The following is a 13187-nucleotide window of genomic DNA, read 5'->3' on the forward strand; positions in this document are numbered from 1 at the left end:
GTAGCTGGGTATATGTTTAGATATTTTAAATCGAAAAAGGTTTAATGCTTAATTGATTAAATTTTTTTTGGCAAAGTTGTAACAACTAATGTATAACGTTGACTTATGGAATATCTGATACAAAAAACATGAAAAAAATATATTTGGTTGCTTTGCTCGCTATAGGAAGTTTTTCCACGCTTTCTGCTCAAACAACGCCTGAAAAAGCTCCAGAGAAAACAACGGAGCTAAATGAGGTTGCAATTATAAAAACCAAGAAAGTAATAGAGCAAAAAGCAGATCGAACCATCTTTGATTTTGCGGGACAAGCTAGTTTGAATACGGGTTCGGTTCTAGAAGGGATTAAAAAACTACCTGGATTAATAGCTTCAGATATTGCGGGAATGATGTATCAAGGAAAACAACTAGACGTTTTTATGGACGGCAGACCGCTTAATATTTCTACTACAGAATTGAATGCCTTTTTAGAAGGAATGCCGGCAAATGCGATTGAGAAAATCGAAATTATCACTCAGCCTGGCGCCGAATTCCCAGCTACTTCTGGCGGAGCGATTTTGAATATCATTACGAATAAAAACGCTAAGAATTACTTGAGTGCTACTTATACTAACAGTACGAGTTTTACGAGCTATGATGATGTACGCTGGAGAATGAATAACAGTTTATTGTTGAGTGCTAAAAACAAGTATTTTGGATGGCAATTGAATGTAGGTCAAAATTACAGAGAAAGCGCGATTTGGACCTCGCTTGAGAAAGAAGAAAACGGTATGACTTCATTACTGTCAAGAACCGATGCAGATCGTATAGGGCGAAATAATTTTATTAAATCGGCATTGACATTTGATATTGGTAAAGACCGTTTGTTATTGAATTATGATTTAACGCAAAACAATAATGATAGCTATACTTTAGGTAACGGACCTGGTTTTACAACTAATGATGCCTCAGTAAGCACGGGCTTGCGCCAAGATGCAGTAGTTACTTACCAGAAAAAATTTGAAAACACGGCCAAAAAACTCGAGTTTAAATTTAACTACAATAACAATACAAATGATTTCGAATTAAGTCCGATTGGTAATTCGGCTTCGACTTTAGACAATTCCTCAAACCAAAACTTGTACAACTTCAAGTTTGATTATTCGCAGCCTATTAAATTTTCAGATGAAGGGAAATTAAGTTTTGGTAGTTTGTACGAAGAATTACTTTTTGATGCAGCAAGTAAAGGGGTTACTAATTTAGATTATAAACGTAGAACGGCGGCATCTTATATCGAGTTGCAATCTAAGTTTGACAAAGTGAATTTTATTCTTGGCGGTCGAGCCGAAGATTACAATATTACAGGTACAACAGCTACGGCAGAATTAACGACGTTCAAGCAGTTTCGCTTTTTTCCAAATGCAAGCGCACAGTATAATTTTAATAATTCGATCTATTTTAATATGAATTATAATAAAAAGATAACGCTGCCTAGTACATCTGCATTGAATCCTAACAATACCAATTATCAAAATCCGAACATTGATTATTCAGGTAATCCAAATCTTCAACCTACGATTTTTGATAATTATGAGGTGAAGTTAAGTGCTTATGATTATGCCTTTGTTAGTTATAATATTAGTTCGGCTAAAAACCAAGTAATTAATAGAGTGACGCTTAATAATGATTTAGTAGTAAATAGTAACGAGAATATTCCAGAGATAAAAATTCATAATTTTAGTGTGGGAATGCCAATACCTTATATGTTGTTTACCAAAGGACTGGCCGAAACCATGAAAATGAATGTTAATCCAGATACGATGAACTTTTTATATGTGTATGCCGGTTATCAATACCATCAAATTCCAAATGTAGATACTAATGGATTCTGGATGTTTAACTTCATGTCGCAAATTGTATTGCCAAAACAGATAAAATTTGTTGCCAATTATAATTACATTATTCCAAAAGGGAATTATTTTTATTTCATTGCGGTTAAGCCTTTCAGAAATGCATTGGATTTAAGTTTTTCTAAGAAATTCATGAAAGATCAATTAACGCTTTCAATTTATGCGGATGATATCTTGAACTCGAATGAAAATGCTTTTAATTCTTACGAAACACCATTGTTAATTAGCAATAAAATGGACACGAGAAAATTTGGCTTTAGCCTGAATTATAAGATTCCAACAAAAAACAAGTTGGCTAAAGAAAATCCAAACTTATTGAATAAAGATAAAAAAGAAGATAGCGGGATTTTAAACCAATAGTTATCCGTGAAGTAAATAAAAAAGAGCTGTGAAATACATTCACAGCTCTTTTTTATTTAAATGTTTTTTTGGTATTTGGTTACTTCACCAAATCACTTAAATGTACTTGTAAGGCTTTTACAGAAATACTGATTTCCCAGAAAGAAAGTGCTAATGAAATAAGTAAGCTTAGCAAGCTAAACCCAAAAAAGTATAGCCCAGCTATTTGAAAATCAAAAAACAACAATAACATTGCAAAAACCGACAAGAACAAACTAAGCACGCCAAAAAGTTGCATATAACGGATTAGTGTTAATCGCAAGTTGAGGTTTTTAATTTCGATTAAAATACTTTTATTTTCGTTTTCATCGTAGGTTTTCTTTAAGCTTCTGATGATTGTAGCAATGGTTAGAAAACGATTGGTGTACGCTAAAAGTATAAGTGAAGTAGCTGAGAATAATAAAGCTGGAGTTTCTATGTGTAGTGTCATTTGTAGTAATTGATTGGTAGGTTTGAATTACCAAATTTCGATAAACTTTTCCGGATAACTACTTTTTTGTATAAAAAAAATCCCTTGCAAGAAGTAGAAGACTTGCGTAAAAAATATATATTTTGTTCTTTATTCTAAAAATCGACATGGAGGATAACATTGTACTTTGATTCGTACTGTTAAATTCTAAAAACAATTGACTTGTTATTTAAAATATGAATTTTTAATCATAATAGCTTATTTCCCTTTTAGTAACCGTCAGTAATTTATAGTTGGTATCGAATTCTTTACTTTCAATCCAATTTGAATTCGTATCATATACATACTCATAAAATTTGGTGATTGTTTTACTAGACATAGTTTTAATTTCTTTAATGACATTGTTGTTCTTATCATATTCATAAGAGTATTTAACGGGTTCATTTTTCCCCCGTTTATAAAAAAAACTTTTTACTTTTTTTGAACTCCTGTCAGAATAGGCTTTCATGAAAATATCCTGTATGGAATCCTTGTTTTCAAAGTTTTCATGGCGAATTATTCTTTTAGATTTATCGTAAGTATAGATTCTTTTATAGATATAATTACTGTCAATATAATTTTTAAGTAATTCTTTATTTCCTCTTTGAGTGTAGATATAGTATTCAGGTTTATAATAATTTGATAAATCTGTTTTTGTTATTTTGGTAATACTATCTCCTATATAAATATAATCCCATCTTGAATGTAATTTATCATAGTTTTCTCTTAAAATTCTATTAGAGCTATCGTATTCATATTTCCAAGTTCCAGTAGTCAACAGAGAATCTTTGTGTTTGCTTATTTCTAATTGTTCTATTTTATAACCTAATCGATTAAATTTTTCAGTGTAATTGTTTGCAATAAGAAATATCCATTTTACTTCAAGATCAAATTTTCCATCCGTTTTATAAACCGGTTCATATTCTATTTTTGTTAGTTCTTTCACTTTTCCACGAAGATTTTCTCTGTACAAATCATTAAAGGATAATTGCTCGCGAATTTGACCTTGGGCAGTAAGACAGAATGTAACTAGGAGAAATAGAATTTTGTTTTTCATTTAAAAGTTTTTGTAGTAAAAATATGAAAATTAATCATAAAAAAATTTGCAGACTTATGGTTGCAGGTTTTATAGACTGACTTAAATTACTTAATCATTTCAAATATTATTCATTGTTATTTCTTTTTTCTATTAAGGCAGCGTCCTCTAGGTTCATCTCCTTCATGGAGCACAATTTCAGAATGTAGGAACTGTGCAGCTTCTGCTGAATGCTTTACTTTGATAGCACTGCGTTCTAACATTTCTGATTCAAACTCCGTTAACACACTTTTCCTTATTCCAGCTTCTCTCCAATTTGATAATGGGCGGCATTCTTTTGTGATTCTTCGAGCCAGTGACAACGCATCCAATAGCGCTTGATTTGCACCTTGACCTTTAAACGGGCTCATGGGGTGAGCTGCATCTCCAATTAGCGTTATTTGTCCGTTCTTTTCCAACAATTCTTTATCGAGTATTTCTCGGTCATACACGGGATAGCCAGAAACTTGCGATTCTAGAGTCGCTGCTAAAATCTGCGGAATTGGATCGTGCCACTGCGTTCTGCGACAGGCTTCTTCCTTGAGTGATTTAGGGCCTTGAGCACTTAATGCCTTAGCCTCTTCTTCGGGCATTGGGAAGCTAAGTTGCCACATCACCGATTCTGAATCATAAGGCATGATGTAGATGCGCTCATTGCCATTAGCAGTTTGAAATACGGTCGCCGAGTCCAGTAAAGCACTATCAACCCCTTCGAGTGCGCTCAAAGGACAAATACCTAATATTACAATACAATCGAGGTATCGCAAAGGAGTTATGTCGTCGCCAATAAGTAGCTTACGTACTGAACTTCGAATCCCGTCGGCTCCAACCACAAGATCTGCCTTGGCGTTCTTTATTTCTCCGTTTACTTCAAAGCTCAATTCAACAGTTCCGTCCTCCGTTTTTTTCAAATCTACTAATTGGTTTCCCCATTGCACAGCCTCATGTCCGCCGAGTTGCTCCAGCAATGCCAAGCGCAAAGACTGTCGTGCGATATGTACGTTGGTGCGCTTGGGAGACTTTTTAGCATCGGATTGCATCCATTTTCTCATTCCCCATTCTCCAATTACGTTTCCGTCTGTAGTATGAACTAAATGTCTTGTTGAAACCACTCCGTTTTCAAGTGAAAAAACACCCAATCCCTCGATCGCTTTACTGGCTTGTTGCAAAGTGAGCCCGTAGCCCTGAGATCGAGTATCAAAACTTGAATCACGCTCATAAAGAGTAAACGGGATTCCGCGATGTAAACAGGCTACAGCCAGTGCTACGCCGCCTATTCCGCCACCAATAATAGCAACGTTTGGATAGTTTTCTGTATCCACAATAGGAGGACTAGTAGAGGGAACCAAACCAGATCCGGAACAGTTCGAACAAGAATCTAGATGTGCCTTAGGGCGAATAGGAGCTGCTCCTTCACCATTCGATTTTTCAAATTGTTCGACTGCTTTGAGGTAGTGGAGGCGGACTTTCTTATTGATTCTTCGGCTTTTTTTGCCCTGTCCTTTGCATTCCGGGCAACTAGTCCAGCTAGTGGTTGTGTTTTCTAGCTTTTTCACTTCTTTTTATTTAAATAATAGTTATGAAGTTCTGGAGTCATTAGATCAGTTTTTAGGAATGGAATTTAACAAAGATAGTACGGTTTTTTTAACAATGTAAAAGTAAAGTAGTTTTTGTTTTGCAGTGACGCTCGGAGGAAGAACAGCGTTTTTTTTAAAACATATAAATTATACTTATTTTACAGTCTAATGTGATTTAGTTAACAATCACTCGTACTATTTGTCACGCTGGAAGCGTCTCAGCAAAGTGGCTCAGGTATCTTGAGACGCCTTCAGCGAGACAAACTAAGTGGTGTAGTTTGTTAAAGAATAGAACGCTATTGTTATTGAGGCATACTATAATTTATAATTGGTATTATATTGTATCTATCCTCGCGGTAGGCTAGAATGACTTAGTTAAAGATTTTAAAATCAAAGGCTAGTTTTTTAGTTTGAATTAAGCTTCGCCAATTGATAAAAAACAAACAAAACAGCATCACAAATCCCAAAACAAAACTAGCTATAGACTGCCACGAAAAAATATTGTCAACTATACTTTGCTGGTTTTCGGATGCAAATTTGCCTAAATGTAAAGCAATAGAATCACTAGTAAATTTCCCTACTAAGAAAGGAGCAATGATATAAAGTGGTTTTATTTTTGAAATACCTCCACCTAAGAAAAGGGGTGTTGTAGGAAGAGGCAGCAAAGAATAAGCGAGTACCACTAAAATACCTTTCCATTTATTTTGGTTCATTTTATCTCCAAGAAACTTAATGTCTTCATTTTTAGATGCTTTTAAATATTTGTCTGCCATTAGCGGAGTATATAAAAGTAGAATAGACCGACCCAAAACCGACCCCATAACTCCAATGATAATCACTGCCCAGACATTTAAATCAAAAAGAATTTGAAAAAACACCATTATTGTAAATGCCGGAGCAAACGGAAAAGGGACTATGTCAAATAATAGAGCGCCAAAAAAAACTAATAGATATTGCCACCACATGTGTTAGGAGTTTTATTTTTCTTGACCAGTTAATGAAGCAAGTAGTGCTCCTTTTTTGTGTCTGGCCAATGAACCTCAAAATTACAATTAAAATTGTTGTGATATTGAAATAGTTTATGGAGGTAATAAGTCATAGCGGTCGAGGTTTGTTTTGACCGCAGTATAAAAGCCAATTGGAAAGGGCACGGATTGCAAATCCGCGCTAACTGTTGTGGTAAATTTGCGCGATCGGATACATGTATAAGTGAGTACTAGTTGTTTTTTTAACAATGTAACCGTAAATAGTTTTTTGTTTCACAGAGATGCGAAGAGAAAGAACATAGTCTTTTTTTGAAACATATAGGTCCTATAAGTATTGTCTTGCTGACATTCTATACGTTCGTTTATTTATAAAAGCGGATCTAAGTTTTGTTTTGAAGAGATTCGGAAACTTATTCAAGTATGATTTTTTCTGTTATTGGTTTGCCAGAATCATAATTTTTACCAAAAAATAGTACATATTCTGCTTTTGCTTTGAGGCCTAAAAGCCCCTCTTTAAGTTGTACAAACATCTTGTCTAAGTACATCTTTTGATTGTTTACCGTAACATAGATTCTAGCTCCTGCACTTTCATTATAATTAAGATAGAAATATATTTTTTCTGAAGCTGCAAGGTGTAATTTGAATAAATTAGGTTTCGATTCTTGTATAACCATCCCATAAGCTAATTTTTTTTGTATTCTAGATAAAGGTTTCTGTATGCCTTTCTCTGTATAAACTATCTGGTATTCATTAATAGGTTGAGACGAATCAATAATTCCTCCTTTTATATTAGCATCATACACGTATGTATTGTGGTTATTGCTATGTTGAATATAAAACAACCGTGTCGCTGTTTTTGTGGGTTCTGGATAATTGCTTTGTGAAAAGCAGCTATAGGAACAAAAAAATAGATAAAAAAAGGAAAAGGCAACTTTCATTATGATTAATAGTTTGTTTGCAGGAATTCTTTTTTAAGGATTACTGGATTTAAAATAAGTACAACTTCTTTGCATTTAGCGAGTTTATAGATTTTAAAACATCACATTTTTTGCTAAAGGAAAATACGATAAAAAATACTAATTCATAAAAATAGAGGACTTGAAATACTTTAATTACCCGCGTTGCAAACGCTACGATTTGTTATCTTATTCAAGTAGGTACTCGTCGCAGACAAGCACCAGAATAATTAGACGAACCGAGTGCTAGTTGGGATAGATTGTTTAAATGAAAATATCCTACTGTATTTCCTCCACAAGTTTTTGTGTCATTAATTTCAACTAAATCTAATTTGTTTTTTTGTTTTAGTTTTTCAATTTTAGACACGTTGACATTTACTTCATTTAGTTTGTTATTTTGTGAATGAACATAGAAGGAAATTATTAAAAATCCAAGTAAAATTATTTTTTTCATATAATCGGTTTTAGATTTTTTTTAGATTTTGCGTAAAGGGTTTGTGGAGGACTTGAAATACTTTAATTGCCCGCGTTGCAAACGCTACGATTTGTTATCTTATTCAAGTAGGTACTCGTCGCAGACAAGCACCAGAATAATTAGACGAACCGAGTGCTAGTTGGGGCTAATCAACTGTCCCCACAGTTAAAAGAGTCAGTTTCTATATTTAACTTTTTAAACATCATTTCAAAGTCTTTTATTTTAGTGTTATATTCTGTTTTTCCGTATTTAAGATAAACTGTTGTTTTTAAGTCATCTTTAATTGAAAATTTCTTTTTATAGGGTTTACATTTTCGTCCATAAATTTTCATATAAATACTATTATCGACAATGTCTTTAGTATCAATATAAAAAATGTCAATTCCATCAAAATCTGTACAGCATTTTGCTTTGATTCTTTTATGTCCAGAATATATTTCAGTAAATGAACCAATTAAAGTGTCTTTAGTCTTTTTTTCAATAGTTAATAATTCAATTCTAATTTTTTTTTTTGAATTTTCAGTTTGCCCAATTATAGATAAACTAAAGAGTAAGGGTAATATGTAAATAATCTTTTTCATTTTAAGTATTTTCAGAGTTTCTTTTTTCGGAGTTATGTCGCCTAACTTATAGATGCGCTACTCAATAGCGGCTCTTAATAATCAAATGTATAGTTTTTTTAATTACATATCATCAACTAGATTTTTATAGGCAGATTTTTTGATATGCTTAACTATCTTGTAATTATTCGCTTTCCTAATCATCATCATAAAAACTAAATCCTCTCAATAGCCCCGATAGCAGTGGAAATCCTTTGCGTTGGCGTTAGCCAAAAGCAACGGATTGTAACGAATAGCGGGAGGGAAGTTCTTATGAAAATCATTCGTTCTGCTCCAAAAAAAAAGACCCGCAAATTTTCACTTGAGGGTCTTTATATTATACTCTTTCTCCCGTCCTTCGGAGGGGTTGGGGAGGAATTATTTGATCATTTCGAAACTTCTTTTCACAAAAGCAGTTAATGCTTCTCCTTTTAATAAGTTTTGAGATAATTTAGCTAAGTCAAGCGCTTGTTTTACTAAGTGCTCTTGGTCAGCTTTGTCTGTATTGTTTAGAATTGTAGTTGCTAATGGCGAATTTGTATTCACTACTAGATTGTACATCTCCGGCATGTTTCCCATCCCGAACATTCCGCCACCACCGCCAGACTGACTCATTTCTTTCATTCTACGCATGAATTCTGGTTGCGTGATGATAAAAGGAGCTGCTTGACTGTCCATTGCTTCTAGCTGAACTTGGTAGTTTTGTTTTGGTACAATTGCTTCTAGAACTGTTTTTAAACTGGTTTGCTCTTCTTCAGATAATTTAGAAATGGTATTTTCCTCTTTCTTGATTAAATTATCGATATGATCTGAATCGACACGTACAAAAGTGATGTCTTTATTGTCTCCTTCAATTTTTTGAATCAAGTGAGAGATAATTGGAGAATCTAGTAATAAAACTTCGTATCCTTTTTCTTGTGCAATTTCGATATAAGAGTGTTGTGCTTCTTTATTTCCTGCATAAAGCACGACCAATTTTCCGTCTTTATCCGTTTGCTTGTCTTTTAGGTTTTCTTTTAATTCCTCAAGCGTGTAATATTTATTAGCAACGGTTGGGTATAAAACGAAAGCTCCTGCTTTTTCGTAGAATTTATCTTCTGATAACATTCCGTATTCTAGAACGATTTTGATATCATTCCATTTTGATTCGAAATCTTCACGGTTTTCAGTGAATAATGATTTCAATTTATCAGCTACTTTACGAGTGATGTAGTTCGAAATTTTCTTCACAGCACCATCAGCTTGTAATCCTGAACGAGAAACGTTTAATGGAATGTCTGGCGAATCTACTACTCCGCGAAGCATCATTAAAAATTCAGGTACAATTCCTTCTACGTTATCCGTAACGTAAACTTGGTTTTGGTACAACTGAATTTTATCTTTTTGGATTTGTAAATCACCACTTAATTTTGGGAAATACAAAATACCAGTTAAGTTAAAAGGATAATCTACATTTAAGTGAATGTGGAATAAAGGCTCTTCAAATTGAGATGGATACAACTCATGGTAGAAGCTTTTATAATCTTCATCCGTTAATTCAGTTGGTTGTTTTGTCCAAGCTGGATTTGGGTTGTTGATGATATTGTCTACTTCAACCGATTTGAATGTTTCTTCTTTATCTTCTGCGTCAACAGATTCGCCCTTTTTTTGTTCAATTTTCTCCGTTTTTGTTCCAAATTTAATTGCAACAGGCATGAATTTATTGTACTTGTTTAAAAGTTGCGTGATTTTAGACTCTTCTAGGAATTCTAAAGAATCTTCGGCGATATGCAGAATGATTTCCGTTCCACGAGTCGTTTTATCAGCAGGCTCTAAGGTAAACTCAGGACTTCCGTCGCAAGTCCAATGTGCTGCTGGCTCGTCTTTGTATGATTTAGTGATAATCTCCACTTTTGAAGCGACCATAAAAGCCGAGTAGAAACCAAGACCAAAATGACCAATAATTCCTGAATCCTTTGCCGTGTCTTTGTATTTTTCTAAAAATTCTTCAGCACCAGAAAATGCTAATTGGTTGATATATTTTTCAACCTCTTCAGATGTCATACCAATTCCCTGGTCGATAAAGTGAAGTTTTTTTCCTTCCTTGTCAACTTTTACTTCTATAATTGGGTTACCATATTCTACTTTGGCTTCGCCAATATTTGTTAGGTGCTTTAATTTTAACGTTGCATCTGTTCCATTCGAAATCAATTCACGTAAAAAAATCTCGTGATCACTATATAGGAACTTCTTTATTAAAGGGAAGATGTTTTCTACCGAAACATTAATTTTTCCTGTTGTCATATTTATATTTTATTAAAGAGTTTTACAATCTCCTCGAATTCTTTCAAATAGAATACCAATTAACAGTAAAGTGACAAATTGGCGTAACTGTTAATTTTGAAACAAAATAACTTAATTTTGAAACTGTTAAAATTAGTTCCTGTCGTATATTTGTCTAAGTTTAATAATAAAACCAAATAAAATGAAAAAAATATTATTTTTAACAGCAATGGCCTTAGTGTTATTTTCTTGTAAATCGACTTCTGCTACTGATACAAAATTAGATAAAGGGGCACAGGTGGCAATGAAAGGAAACTGGGTAATCAGTTCTGTTACTTATCCGGGATCAGAATACATTAAAGTGAACTCATTTGAAATTGCAGATTCACAATGTTTTGTTGGAAGCACATGGAAATTTGTTTCTAATAACAACAAAGGAAATATGGCTTTGACAAAGTATGACTGTCCAGTATTTAGTTCGCCAATTACTTGGTTTGTAAATAAAAATGGGGAGTTTGTTTTGAAAGTATTAGATGCTGATATTAAAGCGAAAAAAGTAAGAGAAGGTTACGTATTACATGTAGCAAATCAAACTGAAAATGCATTTCAATTAATCGACAAAGGAAATGTTGAGGGTAAAACAATCAGCGTAGTATACCAATTTCAAAGAGCAAACTAATTAAATAAAAAAAATAATTATGAAAAAGATTTCTATAGTAACATTGGCTTTATTAATGTCAATCGGAACGTTTTTTACAAGTTGTGAAGCGTTAAAAAATACAAACAATACGCAGAGAGGTGCAGGAATTGGAGCAGCTAGTGGTGCGATAATAGGTGGTATTTTAGGAAATAATTTAGGAAAAGGTGGTAACACAGCAATGGGGGCTGTACTTGGTGGAGTTGTTGGTGGTGTTGCCGGTGGAGTTATTGGTAATAAAATGGACAAACAAGCGAGACAAATTGATGAGGCTATCCCAGGGGCTGAAGTAAAAAGAGTAGGTGAAGGGATTCAATTAGTATTAAATGAAAATGCGGTACGTTTTGACACTAACAAATCTAGTCTTACTGCAGCTGCAAAAGCGAATTTAGATAAATTAGTTCCTGTTTTTACAGAATATCCTGATACTGATATTACTATTTTTGGATATACTGATATTACAGGTCCTGCTGATTATAACTTAAAACTTTCTAAAGAAAGAGCTACATCAGTTAGAAATTACTTAGTGAGTAAAGGAGTAGCTTCTGCTAGATTTCATGTTACAGGTTTAGGTATTGCTGATCCAATTGCAACAAATGATACTGCAGAAGGAAGAAGTCAAAACCGTCGTGTTGAGTTTGCTATTACAGCAAATGATAAAATGCGTGAAGATGCTAAGCTAGAAGCAGGAAACTAAAACAGTAGTGTTTTTAAATATATAGAAAGCCGTTTCGTTTTTAAAACGAGACGGCTTTCTTTTTTCACATAAATTTCACTTTACATTAAATTCTTTTTGTCAAAGAAATCTATCTTTGCAGTCTCAAAATTTCAGTACCATAAAAATGCTTCAAGTTCAAAACATCACATTCGGTTATACCGAAAAAATAGTTCTTCAAAACATCAATTTCACTATCGAGAAAGGGCAAAATATTGCCATAATTGGCGAAAGTGGCTGCGGAAAAAGCACGCTGCTAAAACTGATTTACGGTATTCATGATTTGCAGGAAGGTAATATTTTCTGGAATGACACAGAAGTGTTAGGGCCAAAATACAATTTAGTGCCGGGCATGCCTTTTATCAAATATTTATCACAGGATTTTGACCTGATGCCCTACACGACAGTTGCTGAGAATGTGGGTAAGTTTCTTTCTAACGTTTTTCCAGAAAAGAAAAAAGAACGGATAAACGAATTATTAGAGATCGTTGAGATGACTGAATTTGCTGATGTGAAAACAAAATATTTAAGCGGGGGACAACAGCAGCGTGTGGCTTTGGCTCGGGTTTTGGCTTTAGAACCGGAGATATTATTGTTAGATGAACCTTTTAGTCATATCGATAATTTTAGAAAAAACGCACTTCGTCGAAATTTGTTTGCCTATTTGAAATCAAATGGAGTTACCTGTCTTGTAGCTACACATGATAGTACAGATGCGCTTTCGTTTGCTGATGAGACCATTGTTTTACAGCGTGGACAACTAGTTGATAAAGCGGGTTCATATGGCTTGTACAACAATCCTATAAATAAATATGTGGCTTCGCTATTTGGAGAAGTAAATGAGTTAAAAGCATCAAATTTAATTGCACTGGAAGAAGGAGACGAAGATGAATTGCTTTTATTGTATCCACATCAGTTAACAGTGGTAGACAACGGAATGTTACTGGCAGTAGTGAAGCAATCTTATTTTAAAGGAAGTCACTATTTGATTAAAGCAGTTTTTGATCGAAAAGTAATTTTCTTTGAACATGATGTTCCTTTAGAGTTGAATCAAGAAGTGACTTTGATGATAGCATAAAAAAGAAAGCCCCGAAATATTAATTTCGGGGCTT

12 protein-coding genes are annotated in these 13187 nt (G+C 33.8%); 4 read left to right on the forward strand and 8 right to left on the reverse strand.

Annotated elements, in window-relative coordinates; all coding sequences use genetic code 11:
* The first annotated feature begins 128 nt into the window (after window positions 1-128).
* Complete coding sequence (locus BLV35_RS14780; RefSeq protein ID WP_091092151.1) at window positions 129-2246, forward strand: TonB-dependent receptor domain-containing protein; 2118 nt, start codon at window positions 129-131, stop codon at window positions 2244-2246.
* Window positions 2247-2325: 79 nt separating this feature from the next.
* On the opposite strand, the gene BLV35_RS14785 is transcribed toward BLV35_RS14780, so the two are convergent.
* The 8 genes from BLV35_RS14785 to htpG form a co-directional block, all read right to left on the reverse strand.
* Window positions 2326-2715, reverse strand: a complete 390-nt coding sequence (locus tag BLV35_RS14785; protein WP_091091981.1) for a DUF2721 domain-containing protein — start codon at window positions 2713-2715, stop codon at window positions 2326-2328.
* A gap of 223 nt (window positions 2716-2938) precedes the next feature.
* Window positions 2939-3790, reverse strand: a complete 852-nt coding sequence (locus tag BLV35_RS14790) for a hypothetical protein (protein ID WP_091091983.1) — start codon at window positions 3788-3790, stop codon at window positions 2939-2941.
* Between the two features lie 116 nt (window positions 3791-3906).
* Window positions 3907-5364, reverse strand: a complete 1458-nt coding sequence (locus BLV35_RS14795; protein ID WP_091091986.1) for an FAD-dependent oxidoreductase — start codon at window positions 5362-5364, stop codon at window positions 3907-3909.
* 392 nt (window positions 5365-5756) lie between these two features.
* On the reverse strand, window positions 5757-6350 hold the full coding sequence (locus tag BLV35_RS14800; RefSeq protein WP_091091988.1) for a hypothetical protein: 594 nt from the start codon (window positions 6348-6350) through the stop codon (window positions 5757-5759).
* Window positions 6351-6781: 431 nt separating this feature from the next.
* On the reverse strand, window positions 6782-7213 hold the full coding sequence (locus tag BLV35_RS14805) for a DUF4833 domain-containing protein (RefSeq protein ID WP_245712073.1): 432 nt from the start codon (window positions 7211-7213) through the stop codon (window positions 6782-6784).
* Between the two features lie 307 nt (window positions 7214-7520).
* Window positions 7521-7781, reverse strand: coding sequence for a hypothetical protein (locus tag BLV35_RS14810; protein WP_091091993.1), 261 nt, complete (start codon window positions 7779-7781; stop codon window positions 7521-7523).
* 170 nt (window positions 7782-7951) lie between these two features.
* A complete protein-coding gene (locus BLV35_RS14815; protein ID WP_091091995.1) occupies window positions 7952-8383 on the reverse strand; it encodes a hypothetical protein in 432 nt (143 codons plus the stop codon).
* A 396-nt stretch (window positions 8384-8779) separates the two neighbouring features.
* On the reverse strand, window positions 8780-10684 hold the full coding sequence (gene htpG, locus BLV35_RS14820; RefSeq protein WP_091091997.1) for a molecular chaperone HtpG: 1905 nt from the start codon (window positions 10682-10684) through the stop codon (window positions 8780-8782).
* Window positions 10685-10865: 181 nt separating this feature from the next.
* On the opposite strand from htpG, the gene BLV35_RS14825 reads away from it, so the two are divergent.
* From BLV35_RS14825 to BLV35_RS14835, 3 genes are all read left to right on the forward strand, one after another.
* On the forward strand, window positions 10866-11342 hold the full coding sequence (locus BLV35_RS14825; RefSeq protein ID WP_091091999.1) for a lipocalin family protein: 477 nt from the start codon (window positions 10866-10868) through the stop codon (window positions 11340-11342).
* Between the two features lie 19 nt (window positions 11343-11361).
* Window positions 11362-12057 carry a YiaD family glycine zipper/OmpA-like lipoprotein gene (locus BLV35_RS14830; protein WP_091092000.1) on the forward strand — a complete coding sequence of 232 codons (696 nt, stop codon included), beginning with the start codon at window positions 11362-11364 and terminating at the stop codon, window positions 12055-12057.
* Between the two features lie 145 nt (window positions 12058-12202).
* Complete coding sequence (locus tag BLV35_RS14835; RefSeq protein ID WP_091092003.1) at window positions 12203-13153, forward strand: ABC transporter ATP-binding protein; 951 nt, start codon at window positions 12203-12205, stop codon at window positions 13151-13153.
* Window positions 13154-13187 lie beyond the last annotated feature (34 nt).

Origin of the sequence: Flavobacterium gillisiae (assembly GCF_900107635.1) — a bacterium.
Classification (GTDB): domain Bacteria; phylum Bacteroidota; class Bacteroidia; order Flavobacteriales; family Flavobacteriaceae; genus Flavobacterium; species Flavobacterium gillisiae.